Origin of the sequence: Saccharopolyspora hordei, assembly GCF_013410345.1 — a bacterium.
In the GTDB taxonomy this organism is placed as follows: Bacteria; Actinomycetota; Actinomycetes; order Mycobacteriales; family Pseudonocardiaceae; genus Saccharopolyspora; species Saccharopolyspora hordei.
The window spans coordinates 5,210,403-5,235,059 of record NZ_JACCFJ010000001.1 but is presented as its reverse complement, the minus strand read 5'-3'; the positions used below and the strand labels follow the sequence as shown (position 1 = coordinate 5,235,059).

Genomic DNA, 24,657 nt, shown 5'->3' with positions numbered 1-24,657 from the left:
ATCCTGCGCCGCTCAGCGGATCCTGGCGCCGTAGACCCGGGAGACCGCCAAGGTGACCAGCACCCTGCGGTCGGAGACCATCACCGACCGGTACTCGTCCCAGTCCGGGTGCTCGCCGGCCGCGCGGCGGTAGTAGCCCACCAGTGCCTCGACCTCGGGGCCGTGCGGATCGGTGCCCGGGCCCGTGAGCGTCACCGTTCCCTCGGCGGTGGCCCAGGCGGTGCCGTCGGGACTGGTGACCTCGAGCGCGGCACGCGGGTCCCGCCGCAGGTTGGCCGTCTTGGCCCGTCCCTCGGTCGTCGAGATGAGCACGACCTCGGCCTCCCGGTCGTAGTACGGCGTCACGGGGGAGAGCTGGGGGACACCGTCGGACTTGATCGTGGCGAGCACGCCGAGCCGGCTCTTCGCGAGCAGGTCACGCGGGTCGAACGAGGAAGCAGTCATGATCGTCCTCCTGGCGAGTGCGGCCGGGACCTCCACACCCAGCAACCCGGCTCACCGCCGGGATGTTCCGCACCAGGTGCCCCAGCGGCCACCCCGCCGACCTCGCGCGCGGGTGACGGGGGCGCAGCCGGGCGCAGAGGTGGGGGTAAGGTGAGAGTTGATCTTGACGGGGTCCGGTCCCTCGCGCCTCACCTGCGGTGTTGCGCCCCCAGCAGGACTCGAACCTGCGACCTAAGGATTAGAAGTCCTCCGCTCTATCCAGCTGAGCTATGGGGGCATGGTGTGCTCCGCTGAGCTGCAAGCATGCAGGGTAGCGGGCAGCGGTCCTGGCCGTTGCATCGACGCCGCACCGTTGCCGACCCGGTACCGAACGGCAAGCTGATCGAAGACCCAGAACCGTAACGACAGGCGTCCTCGCAGGTCAGCGCGATGTCAGGCGGTGCAACGCCGCCGTGGTCAACCCGAACAGGTGGTCGGTGGTGTCCGCGGCGGAGGCGCCCTCGACGGTCAGCATGGTCAGCAACGAGCGGTCGGGCGCGAGCGCGGTGGTGGCGGTGCAGGTCTGGTGCCCGTCGACCAGCTCGCAGTACAGCCAGGCCGATCTGCCCTCGACCTCCACCGCCACCCCGCCCGGCTGGCGTGCCGCGACCACCTCGAGCGGGTGGTAGAGGCCCACCGCCGCGGCGTTCGCCGGCGCGCTGGTCAGCGGGTAGCTGCACACCCCCGGCATCGGCTGGTCCGGGCGGGGCGGCCCCGCGGTGCCGCCGAGCGCCACCAGGTCCTCGGGGGTCAGCAGCGTGCACGGGTCGACGCTGGCGGGGAGCGAGTGCTGCCCGACCGCGGTGGCTCTCGTCGGCGGCTCCTGGAACCCGACGGCCGGGACCGGCTCGCCGGGCACCGGCGTCGAGCAGGCGGTGACGGCGCACAGGAGCAGCAGCGGCGCACTGCGGCGAACAGCGATCACGGCGTTACCGTAGCGGTCCACCGCGGCACAGATCACCAGCCGGCGAGGCATCCTGCGAAGGGACGAACCGCCTCGACGGTTACGCTCGGTGTGTGCCATCCGAGACCGCTCAGGAAAACGCACCGGAACGGCGTCCGTCCAGCTCCGTGGGTGTGCTGATCGTCACCGCCGCCGTGTTGGCCGCCCTCGTCGCCGCCGCGCTGACCGCGCTCTCCGCGGGCGCCTCCTACGCGCTCCTGGGGCTGCCGGACCCCGGACCGCTCACCCAGTACGGGCTGCCGGTGGTGCGGGTGGTCGCGGAAGTCGGTGCGGTCGTGTGCATCGGGTCGCTGCTGCTCGCCGCGTTCGGCATCCCCGCGCAGCGCTCGGGTGCGCTGGCCGCGGACGGCTACGCCGCGGTCCGCGCGGCCAGCTGGGCCGGTGCGGTGTGGTGCGTGGGCGCGGTCCTGGTGGTGCCGTTCCTCGCCGCCGACGCCACCGGGCGGCCGGTGGGGGACGTGCTCGACACCGAGGTCCTGTTCGGGCTGGTGGACGCGCTGGAGCAGGCGAAGGCGTGGGTCATCACCGCGGTGATCGCCTTCGTGGTGGTGCTGGTCTGCCGCGCCGTGCTGTCGTGGGGCTGGACGGTCGTCGCCTTCGGCCTGGGCCTGCTCGGCCTGTTCCCGGTGATCGCCACCGGTCACTCCGCCTCGGGCGGTGCGCACGACGTCGCCACCAACAGCCTGCTGTTCCACCTCTTCGGCGCGGCGCTGTGGGTCGGCGGCCTAGTGGCGCTGGTGGCGCACGCCGCCCGCGGCGGTGCGCACCTGCCGCTGGTCGCGCGGCGGTTCTCGCTGGTCGCGCTGGTGTGCTGGGCGGCGATGGCGCTGTCCGGGGTGATCAACGCGCTGGTGCGGATGACCCCGGGGCAGCTGTTCACCACCACCTACGGCCTGCTCCTGCTGCTCAAGATCGTCGCGCTGGTGGTGCTCGGCGTGTTCGGGTACGTGCAGCGGCGCAGCGTGGTGCGGCGCATCGAGGAGCGGAGTGGCGCGGCGGCGCTGCTGCGGCTCGGGGCGGTCGAGGCGCTGGTCATGTTCGCCACCCTCGGCATCGCCGTCGCGCTCGGGCGCACCCCTCCGCCGGACGAGGTGGCGCGAGCGGTCCCGGACCGGGTCGAGCTGCTGGTCGGCTACCCGCTGCCGGAGCCGCCGGACGCCTCCCGCCTGCTGTTCGACTGGCGGTTCGACCTGGTCTACGGCACTCTCGCGCTGGTCATGGCCGCGCTCTACCTGGTGGGCGTGCGCCGGCTGCGGCAGCGCGGCGACCAGTGGCCGGTCGGGCGCACCGTCGCCTGGCTGTGCGGCTGCGCGACGCTGCTGGTGGCCACCTCGTCGGGCATCGGCAAGTACGCCCCCGCGGTGTTCAGCGTGCACATGGGGCAGCACATGCTGCTGTCCATGCTGGCCCCGGTGCTGCTGGTGCTGGCCGGGCCGACCTCGCTGGCGCTGCGGGTGTTCAAGCCCGCGGGCAAGGGGCGGCCCCCGGGGCCGCGGGAGTGGCTGCTGGCGTTCGTGCACTCCCCGGTGACGCGGTGGCTCACCAACCCGATCGTCGCGCTGGTGCTGTTCGTGGGGTCGTTCTACGCCCTGTACTTCACCGGGCTGTTCGACGTGGCGCTCACCGAGCACTGGGCGCACCTGGCGATGAACGCGCACTTCCTGCTGGTCGGCTACGTCTTCTACTGGCCGGTGATCGGGATCGACCCCGCGCCGCGGCCGCTGCCGCCGATGGGCAAGGTCGGGCTGGTCTTCGCGTCCATGCCGTTCCACGCCTTCTTCGGCATCGCGCTGATGATGTCCGCGACCGTGATCGGCGGGGACTTCTACCGCGGGCTCGGCCTGCCGTGGCTCACCGACCTGCTCGCCGACCAGCGGCTCGGCGGCGGGCTGGCGTGGGCCTCCGGTGAGATCCCGCTGGTGGTCGTCATGCTCGCGCTGCTGGTGCAGTGGTCCCGGGCGGACAACCGGGCGGCCCGCAGGATGGACCGGAAGGCCGATGCGGACGGTGATGCGGAGCTGGCCGCCTACAACGAGATGCTCAAGCGGCTCGCCCGGCAGGACGACCAGCGGGGCAGCTGACTCGGCCGATCGGCCAGAGTTCGCACAGAGCGTGGTAAATCCGTCGCGCTGCGTGGCGATGATCCGGCAACCTGGGGGTGCGCGCCGGAGATCGGCCGCGAGGTTTCCCGAGGAAGGGGAGGCGACGGAGATGCCTGGGAAGACGAACGCTGCCGGCCACGTCCCCGCGGGAGTCGTGCGCCCCGCGCTGAGCGGTCACCACGCCCCGCGCACGTGCGCGTCGCCGCCGCGTCGAGGGGTGCGGGCGCTGGTGCCGGTCGGTCCCTCGCCGCCTGCTCGCTGATCGTCGCCGCACACGACGAGCGCCAGCGGGAAGGAGGTGGTGCGGGACTGGTGCGTCGGGCGCGGAGATCGGCAGGGGTGCGCTGGGGGACCGCGTGCGCGGCCCGGCACGGGACGCAACTACGATTCCAGTATGGCCGAGTTCATCTACACCATGAAGAACGTGCGCAAGACGCATGGTGACAAGGTCATCCTCGACAACGCGACGATCCAGTTCTACCCGGGCGCCAAGATCGGCGTCGTCGGGCCCAACGGGGCTGGCAAGTCGACCGTGCTGCGCATCATGGCGGGACTCGACCAGCCGAACAACGGTGAGGCGTTCCTGTCGCCGGGCTACACGGTCGGCATCATGCAGCAGGAACCTCCGCTCAACGAGGAGAAGACGGTCCTCGGCAACGTCGAGGAGGGCGTCGGCGAGATCAAGCAGAAGCTGAACCGCTTCAACGAGATCGCCGAGCAGCTCGCGACCGACTACTCCGACGAGCTGATGGAGGAGATGGGCAAGCTCCAGGAGGACCTGGACCACGCCGACGCGTGGGAACTGGACTCCCAGCTGGAGCAAGCCATGGACGCGCTGCGGTGCCCGCCGCCGGACGCGGAGGTCAAGCACCTCTCCGGTGGTGAACGGCGTCGGGTCGCCCTCTGCAAGCTGCTGCTGAGCAAGCCGGACCTGCTGCTGCTGGACGAGCCGACCAACCACCTCGACGCCGAGAGCGTGCTGTGGCTGGAGCAGTACCTGGCGAACTACCCGGGCGCTGTCCTCGCCGTGACCCACGACCGGTACTTCCTGGACAACGTCGCGGGTTGGATCCTCGAGCTGGACCGAGGCCGGACCTACCCGTACGAGGGCAACTACTCCACCTACCTGGAGAAGAAGGCCGAGCGCCTGGCGGTCCAGGGCAAGCGGGACGCCAAGCTCCAGAAGCGCCTCAAGGACGAGCTGGAGTGGGTGCGCTCCAACGCCAAGGCGCGCCAGACCAAGTCGCGGTCCCGTCTGAACCGCTACGAGGAGATGGCCGCCGAGGCGGAGAAGACCCGCAAGCTCGACTTCGAGGAGATCCAGATCCCGCCGGGGCCGCGCCTGGGCAACGTCGTGGTCGAGGTGGAACACCTCAAGAAGGGCTTCGGCGACAACCTGCTCATCGACGACCTGTCGTTCAGCCTCCCGCGCAACGGCATCGTGGGCGTCATCGGCCCGAACGGCGTCGGCAAGACGACGCTGTTCAAGACCATCGTGGGGCTGGAGGAGCCGGACGCCGGGACGGTCAAGATCGGCGACACCGTCAAGCTGTCCTACGTCGACCAGAACCGCGAGAACATCGACCCGGAGAAGACCGTCTGGGAGGTCGTCTCCGACGGACTGGACTACATCCAGGTCGGTCAGGTCGAGATGCCGTCGCGCGCCTACGTGAGCGCGTTCGGCTTCAAGGGCCCGGACCAGCAGAAGCCGGCCGGCGTGCTCTCCGGTGGTGAGCGCAACCGGCTCAACCTGGCGCTGACCCTCAAGGAGGGCGGCAACCTGATCCTGCTGGACGAGCCGACCAACGACCTCGACGTGGAGACCCTGAGCTCGCTGGAGAACGCGCTCGAGCAGTTCCCCGGCTGCGCCGTGGTCATCTCCCACGACCGCTGGTTCCTGGACCGCGTCGCCACCCACATCCTCGCGTGGGAGGGCGACGACGAGAACCCGGCGAAGTGGTTCTGGTTCGAGGGCAACTTCGAGGGCTACGAGCAGAACAAGATCGATAGGCTGGGCGCGGAGGCGGCCCGTCCGCACCGAGTGACACACCGCAAACTGACCCGGGGCTGAAACGGAGGCGCCTTGGCGAGCGTGTCCGGTCCACCACAGCCAGGCTCGGCGCTAGGACTCCTCGAACCCGCGCACCAGATGCGGTGGAGGGTCCCCGAGCTGGCTCTGGTGCTCAGCGATCGCGCTGTCGCGCTCGCCAGGCGCACCGGTGACGCTTCGGCGCGGCTCCGCGCCGAAGCGCTCGCCGTGTTCGCCTCGAACCGGTTGGGGTGGGGAGTTCCGGTCACCGGCCGGGCCCTCGCCGCGGTCCGCGACGCGGAGTCGGCGGGCGACGCCGAGGTGACGGCGGAACTGCGGGTCGAGCTGGCGTGGTGCGCGTGCGCCGCGGGCAGCCCGGAGGTCGCGGCCCGCATCCTGCAGCCGGTGCTGGAGCAGGAGCGGATCGACTCGGGCCTGCGGGCGCACGCGCTGCTGGCGCTGGCCGCCTCGATGCCGGTGCGCGAGCAGGGCGGCGTGCGTGCTGACGCACTGGACGAGGCTGAGCGGTTGTACGGCTCGGGGGAGAGCAACCCCGACACGGCTCGGATGCACCGGGCGCGCGTCTGCGCGGCCCGGGCCGGACACCACCGGCGGCTTGGTCAGTTCGACGAGGCGACGGCGGTCGCCGACGCCGGGCTGGAGCTGCTCCACCAGCTCGGTGACCCCGCGGCCGACAGCGGCGAGGTCCGGACCCGGCTGGTGCTGGAGCGGGTGCAGTCCCTGCTGGAACTCGGCCACCGCTCCGAGGCGATCCAGGCCGCGGAGCGGGTGCTGGCCGAGCCGGTGCGCGCTGCGGCGGCCGGCCCGGTCGGCTGGTTGGGGCTGGCGCTGGCCACGCGGGTGCACCTGCCCAACGGCGACCACGCCGCGGCGCTGCGGGTGTTGGCCGACACGGCCGCCATCTCCGAGCGGCACAAGCTCGACGGCCTGCTCGCGGAGGCGCTCAGCACCCTGTCCCAGGTGCACGAGCGCGGCACGGAGTTCGCCGAGGCCCTGCGGGCCCTGCGCGGTGCGTACGCGGCCGACCGGCGGTGGCGCGCCGCGGTGCACCACGCGCGGGTCCGGCTGCTCGCCGAGTACCCGGAGCTGGGCGCGGGCACCGAGCGGCCGCGGCGGAGGCGAAGAGCGCAGGCGGAGCCCGCGGACGTGGTGCCGTCCGGTCCTCGGAACGAGCACCAGGACACGGCGGTCTTCCCGAAGGTCGACGCCGACCGCGAGCCGTCGTCCGATACCGAGGTCGTGGCGGTCCGAGCCATCGGGTCAGTTCCCGGCGAAGCGGCAGCTGCCAGCGAGGCGCGGACTCCCTCCACGGACGACGGCGCTGAGAGCGTTGCGCGGAGCGCGAGCGCCGAGGCCTGGCGCACCGCGGTCCCGCCGCAGGAGGAGGCCACGGCGCATGAGCTCGTGGCTCACGCAGCTCGCGACGGTGACACGCACGACGCCTCACCCCACGGAGGCGCGGCGCACGAAGTCGCGGCGCGTGAGACCGCCGGTGGCGGAGCGGAGCCGCATGAGGTCGCGGCTCACGGGACTGCCGGTGGCGAGGCCGCGGCGCACGATCTCGCGGCGCGCGAAGGGGCCGCGGACGGAGTCGCCGCTGAGGAGCCCGCAGCCCGCGACGCGGCGGCGTACGGAGCCCATGACGCCACAGCTCACGAGACCGCGACCCACGGATCCGCAGCGCGGGAGGTCAGTGCGCACGAGGTCGGCGCTCGGGAGCGTGCCACGCACGGGCCTGCAGAGCCTGAGCCCGCGGCACACGGATCCGCAGAGCGCAGATCCGCGGCGCACGAGACCACCGCTCGGGACCGAGGAGCGCACGGAGCCGCTGATCACGAAGACGCCGCCGCCGGGGCCCGGTCCCCGGACGCGCCAGCCCGTGGGACGGTGTCGAGCTACGCCGAGGCCGCGGACGCGGCTCGGCGGTTGATGGAGCAGCTCACCAGTCGGGCCGCGGAACTGCGCGGGGAGCGCCGCCGACGGGCCGACCGAGCGAGCGGAGCGAGCACCCCGGACGAGCCGGAGCCCGCGCACCGCGAGAGCCAGGTGGCCGGCGCGGAGCCGTCCGAGTCGACGGTCGGCGTGCGCCAGGCCGGTGCCTCGGGGGGAAGCGGTTCGGACCGGTCAGAACCTGCGGAGGAGAGCTCCGGGCAGTCCGAGCGGTGGCCCACGGAGCTCTGGGAGCAGTCGGGCAGCTCGGAGGACACCGTCCCCGAGCTGCCCGTCGCGTCATCTGACGCCCCTTCCGCGTGGCAGGACACGGCCGATCCGGTCGACTCGGCCCCCGCAGCCCCGGAGTCGTCGGCGAGCGAGGACCTGCCCGCTGTCGAGACCACCGCGGTCCTGCCGGCGGTCGGCTCCGAGCTCGGCGAGGCTCCACGTCCGGACGATGCGGTCGCACCACCGCGGCACGGCGCGTCTGAGCAAGCCGACACCGAAGACCCGGACCGCGAGGCCGCCCAGCATTCGTCGGACGGTGCCGAGGCGGAGCGCGGTGGTCGGCGGTCGCGGGGCCGGTCGTTGGCCGAGATCAGGGCGAGCCTCCAGCTGCCCGAACAGCCCCGCAGCGGACGTCGCCGGGCCCGCCACGCCGAACCGGAGGAGCCCGAGCCCGCGGACCCCGAACCGGCCGCGGAGACCGTCGCACGGCACCGTGAGCCGGACCAGGACGGGACCGCGCGGTCGGCCCCGCCCCCTCCGTCCGCGGACTCCGAGCAGGACACCCACCCGAACCTCCCGGTGACGGAGCCGGAGGATCCGGAGCGGGCGGGAGTGACCGACCGCGAGCCGTCGGCCGAGCAGGTCGCCCGGCACCGTCGACCGGTCCGGCCCGTCGGCGCCGTGACGTCTGAGCTGCTCGCTGCGTCCGGGGACCCAGCGCCGGGCGAGGGCGAGGGCCGGGACGCGACTTCGCTGGTCGCGGGCCTGGAGGCACCGGACGATCCCGAGCCGGCTGCCGACACGACTGCCCGGCATCGGCAGCCGGACGAGGCCGCCGGGGCGACGTGGCCTGACGCGCCGTCCTCGGAAGCCGAGCTGGGCGATGACCAGGGCACCCACGCGGACGTCCCCGCTGGTCCGGTCGGACCGGCTGCCTCCGCGCCAGCAGCCGGTTCGGCGCGGCACCGTGAGCCGGACCGGGACGGGACCGCGCAGGCGTACCCGCTCGGTCTGTCCTCGGAGCAGGACGACGCTGGCCAGGGGCTCGTGGGCGGTGGTCCGGAGGAGCCGGTCGAGCGCGCGCCGGTCGGCACCGACTCGGCGGTGGAGCCGGGCGCGCGGCACCGTGAGCCCGACCAGCCCGGGACCTCGTGGCCTGACCTGCTCGGTCCGTCTTCGGCGTTCGAGCTGAACGAGCAGGCTGATGCGGATGCCTCCGAACCGACAGGTTCCGCACCGGTGGTGAGCGCCGTCGCGCGGCACCGCCATCCGGACCAGGACGAGAGCGCGCAGTCGGACCCGCTCGCCCCCTCGGAGCCTGCGCTGGAGGGGCAGGACGACCGAGCCACCGGTCGCAGCCTCCCGGCCGTGGAGTCGGAGGCACCGGCCGAACCCGGATCGGCGGGTTCCCGGCATCGCCATCCGGACCAGGACGTCAGGACCGCGCTGTCCGACCTGCTCGCTGCCGTCTCGCAGTCCACGCAGGGTGACCGGGCCGAACGGAGCACGCGCCGGAGGCGCCGCGCGGAGCCGGAGGGCGCGGCCGAGCCGGAACCAGCAGCGGAGCTGCTCGCCCGGCACAGGCAGCCGGAGCGGGCGGAGGCTGCGCCGTCCGACCCGGCTCCGGAGCCCGTGTCGGACCAGCGAGCCGATCACGACACCCAGCCGAACTCCCTGGTCACCGGGTGGGAGGCGTCGGTCGATGCCGGACCGGCGGAGGAGCCGGCCGCGTCGTCCTGGGAGGCCACGCAGTTCGAGCAGGCGGACGAGGACACCCAGCCGAACCACCCGGTCGAGGCAGCGGAAGCGGCGGGGTCCGACCCGGTGGCGTCGTCCTCGGAGTTCGCGCAGGTCGAGCGCGGTGAGGAGGACATCGAGCCGGACCTGCCGGTGGCCGGGTCGGGGGTGTCGTCCGAAGTCGGGTCGACTGGGCTCGGCTCGGCTGAGTCTGCGGGGTCGGCAAGTGCCCGGCATCGGCAGCCGGAGCCTGTCGGGATCACGGTGTCCGACCCGGTGGCGTCGGTCTCGGCGTCTGCGCAGGCCGAGTGGGGTGTGGAGGACATCGAGCCGGACCTGCCGGTCGCGGGGTCGGGGGTGTCGTCCGAAGTCGGGTCGACTGGGCTGGGCTCGGTCGGGTCCGAGCAGGCGGAGGAGACCCGGCATCGGCAGCCGGAGCCTCTCGGGACCGCGGAGTCCGACCCGGTGGCGTCGGTCTCGGCGTCTGCGCAGGCCGAGTGGGGTGTGGAGGACATCGAGCCGGACCTGCCGGTGGCCGGGTCGGGGGTGTCGTCCGAAGTCGGGTCGACTGGGCTGGGCTCGGTCGGGTCCGAGCAGGCGGAGGAGACCCGGCATCGGCAGCCGGAGCCTCTCGGGACCGCGGAGTCCGACCCGGTGGCGTCGTCCTCGGAGTTCGCGCAGGCCGAGTGGGGTGTGGAGGACATCGAGCCGGACCTGCCGGTCGCGGGGTCGGGGGTGTCGTCCGAAGTCGGGTCGACTGGGCTGGGCTCGGCTGGGTCTGCGGGGTCGGCAAGTGCCTGGCATCGGCAACCGGAGCCTGTCGGGACTGCGGGGTCAGATCTTGAGGCGTCGTCCTCGGCGTCTGCGCAGGCCGAGTGGGGTGTGGAGGACATCGAGCCGGACCTGCCGGTCGCGGGGTCGGGGGTGTCGTCCGAACTCGAGCCGACCGGGCTGGATCCGGCTGAGTCCGCGCGGGCGGTGGACGCCCGGGATCGGCAGTCGCAGGATGTCGGGACTGCGGGGTCGGGTCTCGGGTCGTCGGTCTCGGCGTCTGCGCAGGCCGAGCGGGGTGACGAGGACACCCAGCCGAACCTCCCGGTCGCGGAGTCGGAGGCACCGCCGGGACTCGAACTGGGCGGGCTGGACGCGGCCGGGTCCGGTCGAGCCGCGGAGGCCCGGCACCGGCAGCCGGAGACCGCCGAGTCCGGCCTGCTCGCTCCCTCGTCCGCGCTGGGTGAGCAGCCCGAGCAGGACCCCCAGCCGGACCTCGCGGACCCGGAGCCGGAGGCACCCGCCGAACCGGCGTCGGAGCTGGCCGCGCGGCACCGCGAACCCGACCAGGACCTCGGAGCCGCGGACCCCGACCCGGCGTCGTCGGAGGTCGAACCGGACGACGAGGACACCCGGCCGACCCTCGTGGTCGTGGAGCAGGAGGCGTCGGCCGGGCCCCGCCCCGCGGCGGAGCTGATCGCGCGGCACCGCCAGCCCGACCAGGACGGCCCCGCGGAGTCCGACCTGCCCGCTCCACGCTCCGAGTCCGCGCAGGTCGAGCCGGACGACGAGGACACCCGCCCGACCCTCGTGGTCGCGGAGCAGCAGGCACCGGCCGAGCAGGACTCGCTGGAGAACGCCAGCCTCGCCGAGCTGCTCACCGAGGCCCTGCTGGCCTACGAGACCGGTCGCCGTGACCAGGCGGCCAGCACCAGCCGGCACGGCGACGTGCGCGTGTCCGGGATCACGAGCTCCCACCGCTCCTCTCGGGTCGCGGTGTCGTCCACATCGGACGATCGAGGGTCCGGTGCCGCTGCGCGGCACCGGCGGTCGGGGATGGACGCCGCGGCGACGGACCCGTTGGTCTGACGCGGTGCGGTGGCCGCTCACCGCGTGAGAACCTCCTGCGGAACAGCTGAGCCTCCCTCGGACTGGGCCCGCGAGTGGCAGTCTTATGGTGGAAGCTGTTGGCACAAAGAGGTGCCGTCAAGCGTGGAGCTGCCTTGAAGATGACCTCTGATCCCGGACAGTTGAAGCCCGGACGACCGCAGACCGATGGGGACGCCCCGAGCGGGGAGCGGTCCGAGAACCCCGAACTCGTCAAGAGCCGCCTGCTGGACCGGGCGGCCGACAACGCTCCGGACCTGGCCGAGCTGTTGCGCGCCTACTACCGGCACGTCCCCGCTGAGGAGCTCGTCGTGGACGAGCCCGCGGACCTGGTCGGCGCGCTGCGGTCGCACCTCGAGCTGGCTGCGACGCGCGTCGCCGGCAGACCGCTGGTGCAGGTCTTCAACCCGGACCGCGCCCGCCACGGCTGGCAGAGCCAGGCCACGGTGGTGCAGATCGTGACGGACGACAGCCCGTACCTGGTCGACTCCGTGATCGCTGAGCTCGGCCGCGACGGCGCCGAGGTGCAGCGCGTCATCCACCCGATCATCGCGGTGCGCCGCGACGTCGCCGGTGGGTTGCAGGAGGTGCTGCCCGGAGCCAGCCCGACCGCGCCGCCCGCCGACTCGATCCCCGAGAGCTGGATGTTCCTGGAGGTCGACCGGGTCGCCGACGAGGAGCGGCTGGAAGCGCTCCGGCACGGGCTGGCCGACGTGCTCAACGACGTGCGCGAGGTCGTCGAAGACACCGAGCGGATGCACGCCACCGCCCGCGCGCTGGCCGACGAGCTGGAGCAGGACCCGCCGCCGCTGCCGGAGGAGGAGGTCCGCGACGGCGCCGGGCTGCTGCGCTGGTTGGCCGACGGGCACTTCACCTTCCTCGGCTACCGGCACTACGAGCTGGTGGAGTCCGGCGCCGAACCCGCGCTGCAGGCCGTGCTCGCCTCCGGTCTCGGCGTGCTGCGCGGCGACAGCGTGGCGTCCCGCAGCCTGGCCACCTGGCCGGACGCGCGCACCGTGCGGTCGAAGGACCTGCTGGTGCTGACCCAGGCCAGCGAACCGTCCACTGTGCACCGACCGGTGCACCCGTTCTACGTGGGCGTCAAGACCTTCGACGAGTCGGGGAACGTCACCGGGGAGCACCGCTTCCTCGGCCTGTTCACCACCACGGCGCTGCACGAGGACGTGCTGGACATCCCGTTCATCGAACGGCGGGTCCGCACCGTCATCCACAACGCCGGGTTCCCGATGGAGTCCTACTCCGGCCAGCGGATGCTGGAGGAGATCCAGAACTACCCGCGCACCGAGCTGTTCTCCACCGACACGGAGACGCTGCAGGAGACCATCACCGGCGTGCTGGCGCTGGCCGAGCGCCGCAGGCTCAAGCCGTTCCTGCGCCGCGACCCCTACGGCCGCTTCTTCTCGGTGCTGGTGTACCTGCCGCGCGACCGCTACACGACGAGCTCGCGGCTGGCCATGCAGGAGGTGCTGCTGGCCGAGCTGGGCGGCACCAGCGTGGAGTACAGCACGCGGGTCGGCGAATCCGCGCTCGCCCGGGTGGCGTTCGTGGTGCACACCGACCCGGAGGCGCGGGTCGAGCCGGACCTCGGGCGCATCCAGCGGCGGCTGGAGGAGGCCATCCACACCTGGGACGACCAGATGGTGGAGGAGGTCAACGCCGAGCAGACCGGCGGCCGGCGCGACGGGCACGTGCTGCGCAGCCTGTCCGAGGCGATGAGCCAGCTGGGCCACAGCTACGCGGGCAGCTTCCCGGAGGCCTACAAGGAGGACTTCACCGCGGCCGAGGGCCTCGCCGACCTGCGGCGACTGCAGTCGCTGACCGGCCCCGACGACCTGAAGATGTCGTTCTACGCGCCGCGCGACTCCAGCGGCGGGCAGCGCCGGTTCAAGATCTACGTCGGCGGCCGGGTCACCCTGTCCCGGGTGCTGCCGGTGCTGCAGAGCATGGGCGTGGAGGTCGTCGACGAGCGCCCGTACGAGATCTCGCTGGACGGCGCCGACCACCCGTACTGGATCTACGACTTCGGCCTGCGGCTGGAGCCGGAGGTGCTGGACTCCGGCGGCACGGAGCTGCTGGACACGCTGCGGGAGCGCTTCGAGGACGCGTTCCGCGCCGCCTGGCTCGGTGCCGCCGAGGTCGACCGGTTCAACGCGCTGGTGCTGCGCGCCGGGCTGACCTGGCGCCAGGCCTCGGTGCTGCGCGCCTACGCGAAGTACATGCGGCAGGTCGGCACCGCCTACAGCCAGGACTACATCGAGGACGCGATCCTGGCGCACCGCACCACCACGACCACGCTGGTGCGGCTGTTCGAGGCGCGGTTCGACCCGGCGCTGGAGGACGCCGAACGCGCGACCCGGGAAGCGGACCTGGTGGACGAGGTCACCAAGCTGATCGACGACGTCACCAGCCTCGACGCGGACCGGATCCTGCGCACCTACCTGAACCTGGTCCGGGCCACGCTGCGCACCAACTACTTCGCCGCCGCGCCCGGCCAGGAGCGCCCCTACCTGGCGTTCAAGCTGGAGCCCAAGGCGATCCCGGGGCTGCCCGAGCCGCGCCCGCAGTACGAGATCTTCGTGTACTCGCCGTGGGTGGAGGGCGTGCACCTGCGGTTCGGCTCGGTGGCCCGCGGTGGCCTGCGCTGGTCGGACCGCCGCGAGGACTTCCGCACCGAGATCTTGGGCCTGGTCAAGGCGCAGGCGGTGAAGAACGCGGTCATCGTGCCGGTCGGCGCGAAGGGCGGGTTCGTGGTCAAGCGGCCGCCGGCGCCCACCGGGGACCCGGCCGTCGACCGCAAGGCGGCCCAGGAGGAGGGCATCGCCTGCTACCGGATGTTCATCTCCGGTCTGCTGGACCTGACCGACAACCTGGTCGGCGGCGAGGTCGCCCCGCCACGTGACGTGGTGCGCCACGACGGGGACGACACCTACCTGGTGGTCGCCGCGGACAAGGGCACCGCGACGTTCTCCGACATCGCCAACGACGTCGCGAAGTCCTACGGCTTCTGGCTGGGCGACGCGTTCGCCTCGGGCGGCTCGGTCGGCTACGACCACAAGGCGATGGGCATCACGGCCCGCGGCGCGTGGGAGAGCGTGAAGCGGCACTTCCGCGAGCTGGACGTGGACACCCAGACCCAGGACTTCACCGTGGTCGGCATCGGTGACATGGCCGGTGACGTGTTCGGCAACGGGATGCTGCTCTCCGAGCACATCAAGCTGGTCGCCGCGTTCAACCACATGCACGTGTTCATCGATCCCGACCCGGACCCCGCGGTGTCCTTCGCCGAGCGCCGCAGGCTGTTCGAGCTGCCGCGGTCGACCTGGGACGACTACGACCGCAGCAAGATCAGCGCGGGTGGTGGCGTGTGGTCGCGCTCGCTGAAGTCGATCCCGCTGAACCCGCACATCCGGCAGGCGCTGGGCATCGAGGAGTCGGTGCAGCAGCTGTCCCCGGCCGAGCTGATCAAGAAGATCTTGCTGGCCCCGGTCGACCTGCTCTGGAACGGCGGCATCGGCACCTACGTCAAGGCCTCCACCGAGACGCACGCCGACGTCGGTGACAAGGCCAACGACGCGGTCCGGGTCAACGGCGCGGACCTGAGGGTCAAGGTCGTCGGCGAGGGCGGCAACCTCGGTCTGACCCAGCTGGGCCGCATCGAGTTCGCCCGCGCGGGCGGCAAGGTCAACACCGACGCGCTGGACAACTCGGCGGGCGTGGACTGCTCCGACCACGAGGTCAACATCAAGATCCTGCTGGACAGCCTGGTCGCCGACGGCAAGCTGACCGGCGAGCAGCGCAACCAGCTGCTGGCGGAGATGACCGACGAGGTCGGCGAGCTGGTGCTGGCCGACAACCACCGGCAGAACGCGGTGCTGGGCATCTCGCGGGCGCATGCCGCGGCGATGGTGTCGGTGCACGCCCGCCAGGTGAGCGCGCTGGAGAAGAACACCGGGCTGGACCGCGAGCTGGAGGCGCTGCCCACCGCCAAGGAGTTCCGCGAGCGGGAGAAGAACGGCGAGGGCCTCAGCTCGCCCGAGCTGGCCACGCTCATGGCGCACGTCAAGCTGTCGCTGAAGCGGGACGTGCTGGCCAGCGGGCTGCCGGACACCGAGGCGTTCAGCAGCCGGCTGCCGGAGTACTTCCCGAAGCCGCTGCGGGAGCGCTACGGCGACGCGATCGCCGCGCACCCGCTGCGCCGCGAGATCATCACGACGCTGCTGGTCAACGAGATGGTGGACGGCGGCGGCATCTCCTTCGCCTACCGGCTGGCCGAGGAGATCAGCGCCTCGAGCACCGACGCGGTGCGCGCCTTCGCGGTGGTCACCAACGTCTACGACCTGCACTCGCTGTGGCAGCAGATCGACGACCTGGGCGGTTCGGTGCCGAGCTCGGTGGCCGACGAGCTGGTGCTGGAGAGCCGCCGGCTGCTGGACCGGGCGGCGCGGTGGATGCTGAACAACCGGCCGCAGCCGCTGGCCACCGGCGCCGAGATCGCGCGCTTCCGGCCGGTGGTCGAGGAGCTGTCCGGTTCGGTCCGCGGGCTGCTGCGCGGCCGGGCCGCCGAGGGCGCCACCCGGATGATCGAGCGGTGGACGGCGGCCGGGGTCCCGCTGGAGCTGGCCGAGCGGGTCGGCACCCTGCTGGACTCCTTCGCGCTGCTGGACATCCGCGAGATCGCCGAGCTGGCCGAGCGCGACGCCGGGGTGAGCGCCGAGCGGAGCCCGCGGGAGAGCGCGGACCTGTACTACACGCTCGCCGAGCACCTCGACGTGGAGCGGATGCTGCTGGCGGTCAACGAGCTGGAGCGCGGGGACCGGTGGCACTCGCTGTCCCGGTTGGCGTTGCGAGATGATTTCTACGCATCGCTGCGCGCGATCACCATCGACGTCCTGCGGACCAGCGACCCGGGGGACGACTCGGAGCGGAAGATCGCCCACTGGGCGTCGGCGAACGAGTCGCGCTTGGCGCGGGCCGCGTCGGCGCTGGAGCAGATCAAGAGGTCCGGGCGGCTCGACCTGGCCACGCTGTCGGTGGCCGCGCGTCAGCTGCGCAGCATGGTCCGGTGAAGTGTGCCGGGTGGCTCGCGGGCGACCGCGGGCCACCCGGGCAGCAGGAAGGGAGCTGGCGCCCGTGGGCGCGTTCGTAGCAGAGGTGGCCCTGCGCTGGTCCGACATGGACGCGTTCGGGCACGTCAACCACGCCCGGACGATCACGCTGCTGGAGGAGGCGCGCGCCGAGCTGCTGTTCACCGAGGCCGAGCGGCGGGGCCTGCTCGGCATGGCCGAGGGCATGGTGGTGGCGCGGGTCGTGGTCGACTACCACAGCCCGCTGGTCTACAAGGCGAAGTCGCTGCAGGTGCAGATGTCGGTGCGCGACCTGAAGGCGGCGTCGTTCGTCGTCGACTACACCGCGTTCGCGCAGGAAGCGGTGGCCACCGCGGAGACCCTGATGGTGCCGTACGACCTGCGTGCCGGGCGGCCGCGGCGCCTGACCGCCGAGGAGCGGGACTTCCTCGCGGAGTGGCAGCTGGACCCGGCGGCGGAGTCCTCCCGTGCCTGAGCTGCGGATGCCCGACGCGGTCGAACGCGAGGACCTGGGGGCGTTCGTGGCCCGTGCGGTGCGCCTGGACGGGCAGGCGCTGGTGCGGTTGCGCAACCGCGAGGGCACGGGCCGGCTGGACGTGTGGGCGGCCACGCCGTTCGACGCGCTGTGCACCCGGTCCGTGGAGGGCGAGGTCGACCCGGCGGACCTGACGGTGTCCGGAAACGAGCTGCTGGCGACGTTGACCGTCGCGGGTGGCCCGGCGATGGACCCGGGGCCGCCGCGCGACCTGATGTGGCGCTCGGAGCTGCCGCCGTCCTCGGGGTGGCGGCGTGTGGACGACCTCCCGGCGAAGGTCGTGGGGGAGGTCGCCGAGCGCGGCATCGACGTGGCCAAGGAGAACGTCGGCCCGAAGGGCACGCCGCCGGCGTCGCTGCTGGACCAGGAGGTCTTCACGGTCTCCGGGGCGGGCTTCGAGGTGAAGGTGCCGCTGCGCTGCCTGTTCGTGCTGTCCGGCATGGGTTTCCTGGTCACCGACCCGCCGGAGTCCGAAGTGGTCCGGGTGAGCGCCACGGATTCCTGGCTGCGCCTGGACTCTCGCTACGGCGCGGTGGTCCGCCGCCGACACGCGTTGCTGCCGCTGTTGGTCTGACCGGTTCAGCTCTGCACGAGGCGGAGCGAGACGTAGTGGTGGATGCCGGTCCACCGGGTGTGGCGGACCTTCGTGCGCGCGTACTCGCGGAAGCCGAGCTTCTCGTACAGCCGCAGAGCGGGTTCGTTGGTGCCGGCGACCTCGACCAGCAGGTACTCGCGGTACTGCGGCAGGGCGAGGAGGTGCTGCAGGAGCGCCTTCGCGACGCCCTGGCCGCGGAACCGCGTCGCGGAAGCGACGAACTCGAGGGACGCGGTGCCCTCCACCGGGTGGGGCAGGGCCTCGGTGAACGTGCGTCGGAAGACCGCGCCCGCCACGGTCCCCTTGACCGGGCCCAGGTGCCTGCGCAGTTCCGCCGGGTCGCAGCGCAGCGACCGCTGTCGCCCGTCGGTGCAGGCGGCGATAACCCCGGGTTCCCCGTCGACCAGCGCCACGTGGAACACGTCGAGGACCAGCGCGTGCGCGAGGGCGTCGGTGAGGGTGCGCGGGTCGTTGCTGAAGAAGGAGAAGTCGGGGCCGAAGCCGTCGACGAAGACCTCGGTGATCGGCCGCCGGTAGCTCTCGCCCAGGTCCGCGGCTCGTGCGACCTCGATCGTCACGGGGTTCCTCCGGCTCGTCGGGTGATGAGCGCGTGCACGCCGTCCAGCAGGAGGTCCAGCCCGAAGGCGAAGTCGGCGTCCTCGGCCCACTGCTCGGCGCGGCCGAACGCGCCCGCGTGCACGGCGGCGTGCAGCGCCGGGTGGCCGTGCTCGTCGAGGACGCGGGCGAGGACGTCGGCGTAGCCGCGGGGCCCGGCACCGCCGACGGCGCCGTCCAGGCCGAGGGCGAGGGTGGCGCTGCTCCGGGCGTAGCCGGACAGGGCAGTGGCGATGGTGACGCCCTCCCCGGCGTCGAGACCGGTGCCGTCCAGCGCGGCGAGCGCCCGGTCGAGCCAGCGCAGCGCGCGCGGTCCGGCCGGCGGGACGGTCGGCGCGGCGCTGAGCAGCCAGGGGTGGGTGAGGAGGGCGTCGCGCTGGGCGCGGGTCCAGGTGGTGAGGTACTCGCGCCACGGCGCGCCACCGGGCTCGGGCGGTTCCGGCACGGCGGCGTCGGCCATCGCGGTCAGCAGGTCGTCCTTGCTGCCGACGTAGCCGTACAGCGTCATCGGCGACACGCCGATCCGGGCGGCGACACTGCTCATCCGCACGCCGCCCAGGCCCTCGGCGTCGGCGATCTCGATGGCGGCCGCGGTGATCTGCGCGAGGCTCAGGCCGCGTCGTGGTCCGCGGCGGGGTGCGGGTTCCCGACCCCACATCCGAGCGAGGACCGCGGGCAGCTCCGGTTCCCCGTCGATGACGCACCTCCAGGAGAAGAAACACCGTACAGCGTACACTGTACGATGTACGGTGTTCTGGGGGAAGTGCGTCGGTCCCGCTCATCGGCGGCGAGGGCGTCCCCGTGGTCGACCGCGTTCGGTCGGGCGACGGTGGGTGGGGCGGCGCCCGCACCAGCGCACGGGGTCGGCCTCGGGTCCACGTCGGACGCCATCGGAGCGGGAAGGTTGTGATGAGCGGCGGCCCGGAACCCGGTCGGTGTCACGGGTTCCGGGCGCCGTTGTGGTGTCCGTGCCCGACAACCGGTGTGGAGCTCACCGCTGGTGCGTGGACTCCACTGTGTACAGGTGCGGTTCGTAGCGCTCCGCGACCTCGGCCGCCTGCCGCACGTGCTTCTGCGCCTCGGGGTTCTCGAGCATCGCGTGGAAGTCGTCCGCGGAGCGCCACTGGGCGTAGTTGACCACCTTGCCGCCGTCGGTGCTGGCGTGGATGTTGGCCGAGATGAAGCCCGGCAGGTGCTGCATGACCTCCTCGGTGGCGCGCGTCAGCAGGTCGGTGAGTTCGCGCTGCCGGTCGGGCTGGACGGTGAAGACGTTGATCAGCGTGGCGATCGGGGCGTCGGTCGAGATGGTGGTCATCGCGAGCTCCTTTGTCAGGTTCCTTACATGAGCCAGTATGTGTAAGGTTCCTGTCATGAGTCAAGAGGACGTCCGGCATCGGGTCGGTTACCTGGTCAAGCAGGTGCAGCAGTCGTTCCACCGGGCGTGCGAGGAACGCCTCCGCCCGCTCGGCCTGTCCATGTCCCAGTACGCGGTGCTGCGTGCGCTCGCCGACGCCCCGGGAGCCCCGGCGGCCGAGCTCGCCCGCCGCACCTTCGTCACCCGCCAGTCCCTGCGGGACGTGCTCCACGGCCTCCAGGCGGCCGGGCTGGTCACCGTCGCGGACCGGCCCGCGACGGGCCGGGCGCGGCCCGTCAGCCTCACCGACCGCGGCCGGGCCGTGCTGGAGGAGGCGAACGGCGTCGTGCTCGACGTCGACGACCGCATGACGTCCGGCATCGACCCCGACGACGTCCGGAAGCTGGCGGCCCTGCTCACCACCTGCGCGGACAACCTGGCCTGAGCCGTCCGGCAGCAGGTGCGACCGCGCCAGCGCGCCGCCGGCGACCAGTTCGTCGAGGTCGATGTTCTGGAACGCCTCGTACGGCTCGTCGGTGGCCCGCATGATCAGCACGTGCTGCACGGTCTGCCTCCACGGGCCGTTCGGGCCCGGTCGGACCCTCACCCACGGAGCCCACGGGGGAGCCGGGACCGGTCGGGCAACCCGGCCCGCGCGAGCGCCGGCACCGGCGCCGCCCAGGGGACGCCGCTGCGCTCCGGGCGCACGGGGCTCCGACGTCCTACCCGCCGCTGGGCGCGGTCCGCGCCGGGCCGACGCCCCCGGGGCGGCTACGACGTCCCGGTCGGCAGGTCCGTCGCGGTGGGGACCGTCCCGGTCGGCAGGTCCGTCGCGGTGGGGACCGTCCCGGTCGTGGTCGGCGGTGCCGTCCCGGTCGGCTCCCCGGTCGTCGTCGGCGCCGTCGTCCGGGTCGGCTCCCCGGTCGTGGTCGGCACGGTCGTCGTGGTCGTGGTCGGGTTCGTGGTCGTCGTCGGTGGGTTGGTCGTCGTGGGCAGGTTCGTCGTGGTGGGCGGGTTCGTCGTGGTCGGTGGCTCGGTGGGCGGCACCGTCGTCGTGGTCGTCGGCGGGTCCGTGGTCGGTGGGTCCGCGCTCGTCGGCGGCGCCGTCGGCTCCGTGGTGCCGGTACCCGGTGGCGCGGTCGGAGGTGGCGGGGACTCCGCGGGCGGCTGCGGCGAGGTGCCACCGCCGGTCTCCCCGGTCGCCGGACCACCCGACCGGGGCACCGCCTCGCTCGAGCCGGGGGTGCCCGCGGCGGGCGGGGGAGGTTCGGGCGCCGGAGAGGCGGGGAGGTGCGCCACCACGGGGGCGCCCGGGGCGGTCCCCACTTGCGGCGTGATCGCCTCGCCCTGCTCGCCCTCGGCCGGGCGCTCCGAGAACGGGGGCAGCCGGCTGAAGATGTCCGGCGGGATCAGCCCGAGGAACGGGTCGGCCAGCGGCGCGGTGAGCACGTAGCACCCCGCCGCCACCGACGCGCCGAGGAACGCCGTGGCCAGCGCGACGCGGAACTGCTTGCGCAGCGGCAGCCGCTGGTCGGACGGCGGCACCGGTGAGCCGAGCGGGTCGTCGGTCAGCCAGCGCCGCACCGCCGGACCGCCGCGCGCGTGGGCCTCCCACACCCGGCCCAGCCAGGTCGTGGCGTGCTGCAGGCGCTCGTGCAGCGTCGCGACCGGCAGCGGGTGCGCGGACAGCGGTGCGCGCACGCGAGCGGTCTCGGTGGACTCGACGTCGCGGACGACGCTGCTCAGGCGCTCCTGGAGGAGCACCGGGTCGGTCGGGGCGGACATGGCCTCACCCCTCGGCGTCGCCGAAGCGGAGACTGGACAGCGCGACACCGTCGTAGCGCCACCACCGCTCGGTCGACAGGTCGAGGATCCAGGCGTCCCGCTCGCGCAGCACCAGGCCCACGCGCAGCGCGCGGTGCCGGAACGTGGGCTCGTCGATGGTGCCCTTCTCCAGCTCGTCGAGCAGAGCCCGGTAGTCCGCCATCGCCTTGCCGAGCGCCGGCGGGATGTCCACCGCGTCGGCGCTCCCGGTCCGATGCCGGAAAGTCATGAAGCCACCCCCCAGAGGCACGTGACACCCGTGCACGCGCCCCCAGGATGACCCCACTCGGGCAGGGGCGAAAGTTCGGGACGCGGGGGAGCCCCGGTCAGGAGCGGCGGGAGAGGTGGCCGGAGAGCCAGCGGACCGACTCGCTGACCGCCGCCTCCAGCGGGCCCCGGCGGAACACCCGCCGCCAGACCACCGGGAACACCACGGCGAAGACCAGGAAGAGCTCGGGCATGAAGGTGCAGACGAACGCCACCACGCCCTCGGGCACGTGCCCGTCACGCGGGAACGCCGGCATGCCCGGCAGGTCGGGCAGGTCGGGTCCCATGGTCGACAGCTCAGCCAGCGGCTCCGGGACCCCGCTCAGCGAGTAGCCGCCGACGACGATGACCCAGGCCATCGCGACCGCGTGCAACGCGTAGAGGGTCAGCGCCATCGACCCGGCGGCCGCGAGCGGCTTGATGGCGCGTCCCGCCCGGTCGGCCAGCACCAGGCACACCGCCAGGATCACCAGCGCGATGCCGCCGGAGTTGAGCAGTTCGAACGTGGTGCCGCTGTGCGAGCCGGTGCCGAGCAGCCAGTGCGGGTGCTCGATCGGCACGGTGCCCTGGGTGGGTTCCGGCCGCGTGCCGCCGACCAGGTCCAGCAGCCACTCCGAGACCCGCCACGCGACCAGCGCCACCGCCAGGCCGGCCACCGCCAGCCAGCACCGCACCTTGGTCGACCGCAGGTCCAGGCGCCCGACGGCCATGCCGAGCAGCACCAGCGGCAGGTAGGACACGGCCGGGTAGAAGCCGAGCAGCAGCAGGTCGAAGATCCCCGCGTCCGCGATCAGGTGGCCGGGGTCGACCGCGTTCACCGCGGACACCAGCCACGCCATCGGGGTGTCGCCGGCCATCCAGCTGCGCAGCACGAACGACAGCTGCGGCCCCACCGCCGCGGTGACCGCCGCCGCGATGAGCAGGCCGCGGGTGCGCAACCGGATGAACGGCACGGCGAGCAGGAAGTACAGCCCGTAGTACGGGATGATCACGGTGAGCAGGAAGCCGGTCGCGTCGGTGGCCTTGGCCAGCGCGAGACCGATCACCAGCAGCAACAGCGCGCGCAGCGTGATCCGCAGCCGCGCGTTGCGCAGCGCCTCACCGGTCGGGGGCGTGGTGCGCCCGGACAGCAGCGCCAACGAGACCCCGGCCAGCAGCGTGAACAGCGCCGTCGACCGGCCGCTGGAGAACTGCGCGATCCACACCTCCGGCATGCCGTTGAAGAACGGCACCCCGAAGTGGATGCAGAACATGCCGAACACGGCGACGAACCGCGCGACATCGACCCCGACCAGCCGACCGGTGCGTGGTTGCGTCCGAGCTGCGCTCGTCGCGGGCGCGGTGGCAGTCGCAGTCATGGCATCCAGCGGGGTCTCGAAGGTCTCTCGCGGACAAACGTTACCGGGGGTGGAACGAGCGCATGCGCGGACGGTTCTGCCGGAGAGTCCGGGCTCACACCAGCCACGCCGCGGTCCCCGGCGGCAGGTCCTCGCCGTCGAGCGGACGCGAGGACAGCAAGAGTTCCCCGGGTGGCAGCGGCACCGAGGCCGACGAGGTGTTCAACGCGCACGTCAACCTGCTGCCGACGCGCCGGAAGGCGAAGCAGTCCTCCGGGGCGCCGAACCACTCGACCTCGTCACCGGTGAACGCCGGGTGGCTGCTGCGCACCTCCAGCGCCTGCCGGTACAGCGAGAGCGTGGACGACTCGTCCTCGAGCTGCGCTTCGACGGTGAACGCGGCCCACTCCGCCGGGATCGACGACCAGTCGCCGGCGGCCTGCGAGAACCCGAACGGCGGCCGGTCGCCCTCCCACGGCATCGGGATCCGCTCGGTGCCCGGCAGGCCCAGCTCCTCGCCGTGGCGCAGGCACACCGCGCCGGGCAGCGCCAGCTGCACCAGGGCCATCGAGCGGACCGGGGTCAGCGCGGCGTCGTCCCGGCTGCGGCTGGTGTCCCGGCTGGCCATCGCCCACGCCGTGCGCGGCCCGGGGCCCGCCAGTGCTCCGGTGATGGCCGCGCGCAGCGGTCCGGCGGCGAACCCGGCGATCGCCAGGTCGAGGTTGAACGACAGGTGCCAGTCCCCGGTCCCGATCACCACGCGGTCCGGGTACCGGGCCAGCACCGACCGGACCGCCCCGGTCGGGTCCTCGCGCGGCGCCAGGTGGACGCCGTCGGCGCCGTGCTCGAGCCAGGGTTCGAGCACCCGTGCCGGGTCGGTGCGCGCCGGGTCCACGTCGAGCGCCACCATGACCCGCACCCCGGCAGCGTGCGCCTCGGCCAGCAGCTCGGCGAAGTCCGGGGCGCTCGGGTCCAGCCCCGCCGTGCCGGCCAGCACGACCGCGTCCACACCGAGCAGCTCCAGGTAGCCGAACCGGTCGCGCACCCCGTCCAGGTCGCCGACGCCGTCCCCGTCGACGTCGGCGAACGCACCGACGTCGACCTGGTAGCACACCGCGTCCCACCACCACGGCCGTTCGCCGTGGCCCGCCCGCGCGTCCGCCGCCCGCATCACGGGGTCCTCCGCTCGCTGATCTCCACCACCCGCACCGCCAGGCTGGCGGGGCCGGGACTGCTCCGCGTCAGAACCAGGAGTTGACCATGCTCTCCGCGGCCATCTCCAGGTACTGCCAGAGCTGGTCGCGGTGCTGCGGGGACAGGTCGGCCTCGTCGACCGCGATCCGCATGCAGCGCAGCCAGGCGTCCCGCTCGGCCGGGCCGATCTTGAACGGGGCGTGCCGCATCCGCAAGCGCGGGTGCCCGCGACGCTCCGAGTAGGTGTGCGGCCCGCCCCAGTACTGCATCAGGAACAGCCGCAGCCGCTCCTCGGCCGGGCCCAGGTCCTCCTCGGGGTAGAGCGGACGAAGCAGCTCGTCCTTGGCCACCTCCTCGTAGAACCGCGCCACGATGCGGTGGAAGGTCGGTTCGCCGCCGACCTGCTCGTAGAAGCTCTCCACGGAAGTCACGCAGCCCATCCTCTCAGGGACGACCG

Annotated in this window: 17 protein-coding genes and 1 tRNA gene; 7 read left to right on the top strand and 11 right to left on the bottom strand. The window is 73.0% G+C overall.

The genetic code is table 11. The features are described 5' to 3' along the window. Nucleotides 1-12: 12 nt before the first annotated feature. The 3 genes from HNR68_RS23955 to HNR68_RS23945 all read right to left on the bottom strand — a co-directional run bounded on the left by HNR68_RS23955 (nt 13) and on the right by HNR68_RS23945 (nt 1,408). On the bottom strand, nt 13-444 hold the full coding sequence (locus HNR68_RS23955) for a PPOX class F420-dependent oxidoreductase (RefSeq protein WP_179723988.1): 432 nt from the start codon (nt 442-444) through the stop codon (nt 13-15). Between the two features lie 203 nt (nt 445-647). After that, a tRNA-Arg gene (locus HNR68_RS23950) sits at nt 648-721 on the bottom strand. A gap of 144 nt (nt 722-865) precedes the next feature. Then, the gene (locus HNR68_RS23945; RefSeq protein WP_343050368.1) at nt 866-1,408 is read right to left on the bottom strand and encodes a DUF3558 family protein; all 543 of its coding nucleotides are present in this window, start codon (nt 1,406-1,408) and stop codon (nt 866-868) included. Between the two features lie 152 nt (nt 1,409-1,560). On the opposite strand from HNR68_RS23945, the gene HNR68_RS23940 reads away from it, so the two are divergent. The 6 genes from HNR68_RS23940 to HNR68_RS23915 all read left to right on the top strand — a co-directional run bounded on the left by HNR68_RS23940 (nt 1,561) and on the right by HNR68_RS23915 (nt 17,588). After that, a complete protein-coding gene (locus HNR68_RS23940; RefSeq protein WP_343050482.1) occupies nt 1,561-3,528 on the top strand; it encodes a bifunctional copper resistance protein CopD/cytochrome c oxidase assembly protein in 1,968 nt (655 codons plus the stop codon). Between the two features lie 415 nt (nt 3,529-3,943). Then, nucleotides 3,944-5,620, top strand: coding sequence for an energy-dependent translational throttle protein EttA (ettA, locus tag HNR68_RS23935; protein ID WP_179723985.1), 1,677 nt, complete (start codon nt 3,944-3,946; stop codon nt 5,618-5,620). 108 nt (nt 5,621-5,728) lie between these two features. Beyond that, nucleotides 5,729-11,356: a hypothetical protein gene (locus tag HNR68_RS23930; protein WP_179723984.1), complete on the top strand. Its 5,628-nt coding sequence runs from the start codon at nt 5,729-5,731 to the stop codon at nt 11,354-11,356. Nucleotides 11,357-11,496: 140 nt separating this feature from the next. Then, a complete protein-coding gene (locus HNR68_RS23925) occupies nt 11,497-16,461 on the top strand; it encodes an NAD-glutamate dehydrogenase (RefSeq protein WP_179723983.1) in 4,965 nt (1,654 codons plus the stop codon). Nucleotides 16,462-16,525: 64 nt separating this feature from the next. Further along, on the top strand, nt 16,526-16,954 hold the full coding sequence (locus tag HNR68_RS23920) for an acyl-CoA thioesterase (RefSeq protein WP_179723982.1): 429 nt from the start codon (nt 16,526-16,528) through the stop codon (nt 16,952-16,954). Beyond that, nucleotides 16,947-17,588, top strand: coding sequence for a DUF8010 domain-containing protein (locus tag HNR68_RS23915; protein WP_179723981.1), 642 nt, complete (start codon nt 16,947-16,949; stop codon nt 17,586-17,588). The genes HNR68_RS23920 and HNR68_RS23915 overlap by 8 nt, the downstream gene beginning before the upstream one ends. Before the next feature lie 5 nt (nt 17,589-17,593). On the opposite strand, the gene HNR68_RS27505 is transcribed toward HNR68_RS23915, so the two are convergent. The 3 genes from HNR68_RS27505 to HNR68_RS23905 all read right to left on the bottom strand — a co-directional run bounded on the left by HNR68_RS27505 (nt 17,594) and on the right by HNR68_RS23905 (nt 19,539). Then, the gene (locus tag HNR68_RS27505) at nt 17,594-18,187 is read right to left on the bottom strand and encodes a GNAT family N-acetyltransferase (protein WP_218888410.1); all 594 of its coding nucleotides are present in this window, start codon (nt 18,185-18,187) and stop codon (nt 17,594-17,596) included. Then, nucleotides 18,184-18,882: a TetR/AcrR family transcriptional regulator C-terminal domain-containing protein gene (locus tag HNR68_RS26525; RefSeq protein ID WP_218888409.1), complete on the bottom strand. Its 699-nt coding sequence runs from the start codon at nt 18,880-18,882 to the stop codon at nt 18,184-18,186. The genes HNR68_RS27505 and HNR68_RS26525 overlap by 4 nt, the downstream gene beginning before the upstream one ends. Before the next feature lie 333 nt (nt 18,883-19,215). Then, nucleotides 19,216-19,539: an antibiotic biosynthesis monooxygenase family protein gene (locus HNR68_RS23905; RefSeq protein WP_179723980.1), complete on the bottom strand. Its 324-nt coding sequence runs from the start codon at nt 19,537-19,539 to the stop codon at nt 19,216-19,218. A 55-nt stretch (nt 19,540-19,594) separates the two neighbouring features. Between HNR68_RS23905 and HNR68_RS23900 the strand changes: the two genes are divergently transcribed. Continuing rightward, on the top strand, nt 19,595-20,023 hold the full coding sequence (locus HNR68_RS23900) for a MarR family winged helix-turn-helix transcriptional regulator (protein WP_179723979.1): 429 nt from the start codon (nt 19,595-19,597) through the stop codon (nt 20,021-20,023). Nucleotides 20,024-20,349: 326 nt separating this feature from the next. Here HNR68_RS23900 and HNR68_RS27300 read toward each other — a convergent pair whose 3' ends face one another. From HNR68_RS27300 to HNR68_RS23875, 5 genes are all read right to left on the bottom strand, one after another. After that, nucleotides 20,350-21,363: a hypothetical protein gene (locus HNR68_RS27300; RefSeq protein WP_179723978.1), complete on the bottom strand. Its 1,014-nt coding sequence runs from the start codon at nt 21,361-21,363 to the stop codon at nt 20,350-20,352. Between the two features lie 4 nt (nt 21,364-21,367). Next, the gene (locus tag HNR68_RS23890) at nt 21,368-21,631 is read right to left on the bottom strand and encodes a hypothetical protein (RefSeq protein WP_179723977.1); all 264 of its coding nucleotides are present in this window, start codon (nt 21,629-21,631) and stop codon (nt 21,368-21,370) included. 97 nt (nt 21,632-21,728) lie between these two features. Further along, a complete protein-coding gene (locus HNR68_RS23885; RefSeq protein ID WP_179723976.1) occupies nt 21,729-23,027 on the bottom strand; it encodes a heparan-alpha-glucosaminide N-acetyltransferase domain-containing protein in 1,299 nt (432 codons plus the stop codon). A gap of 94 nt (nt 23,028-23,121) precedes the next feature. Next, complete coding sequence (locus tag HNR68_RS23880) at nt 23,122-24,177, bottom strand: alpha-amylase family glycosyl hydrolase (protein ID WP_179723975.1); 1,056 nt, start codon at nt 24,175-24,177, stop codon at nt 23,122-23,124. Between the two features lie 70 nt (nt 24,178-24,247). Further along, a complete protein-coding gene (locus HNR68_RS23875; protein WP_179723974.1) occupies nt 24,248-24,640 on the bottom strand; it encodes a globin in 393 nt (130 codons plus the stop codon). Nucleotides 24,641-24,657 lie beyond the last annotated feature (17 nt).

Excerpts from the sequence above, each read along its gene's own strand:
- ettA (WP_179723985.1), top strand. The coding sequence starts at position 3,944 with ATGGCCGAGTTCATCTACACCATGAAGAACGTGCGCAAGACGCATGGT.
- HNR68_RS23900 (WP_179723979.1), top strand. The coding sequence starts at position 19,595 with ATGAGTCAAGAGGACGTCCGGCATCGGGTCGGTTACCTGGTCAAGCAG.
- HNR68_RS23955 (WP_179723988.1), bottom strand. The coding sequence starts at position 444 with ATGACTGCTTCCTCGTTCGACCCGCGTGACCTGCTCGCGAAGAGCCGG.
- HNR68_RS23925 (WP_179723983.1), top strand. The coding sequence starts at position 11,497 with ATGACCTCTGATCCCGGACAGTTGAAGCCCGGACGACCGCAGACCGAT.
- HNR68_RS23885 (WP_179723976.1), bottom strand. The coding sequence starts at position 23,027 with ATGACTGCGACTGCCACCGCGCCCGCGACGAGCGCAGCTCGGACGCAA.
- HNR68_RS23905 (WP_179723980.1), bottom strand. The coding sequence starts at position 19,539 with ATGACCACCATCTCGACCGACGCCCCGATCGCCACGCTGATCAACGTC.
- HNR68_RS23890 (WP_179723977.1), bottom strand. The coding sequence starts at position 21,631 with ATGACTTTCCGGCATCGGACCGGGAGCGCCGACGCGGTGGACATCCCG.
- HNR68_RS27300 (WP_179723978.1), bottom strand. The coding sequence starts at position 21,363 with ATGTCCGCCCCGACCGACCCGGTGCTCCTCCAGGAGCGCCTGAGCAGC.
- HNR68_RS23875 (WP_179723974.1), bottom strand. The coding sequence starts at position 24,640 with ATGGGCTGCGTGACTTCCGTGGAGAGCTTCTACGAGCAGGTCGGCGGC.
- HNR68_RS26525 (WP_218888409.1), bottom strand. The coding sequence starts at position 18,882 with ATGTGGGGTCGGGAACCCGCACCCCGCCGCGGACCACGACGCGGCCTG.
- HNR68_RS23880 (WP_179723975.1), bottom strand. The coding sequence starts at position 24,177 with ATGCGGGCGGCGGACGCGCGGGCGGGCCACGGCGAACGGCCGTGGTGG.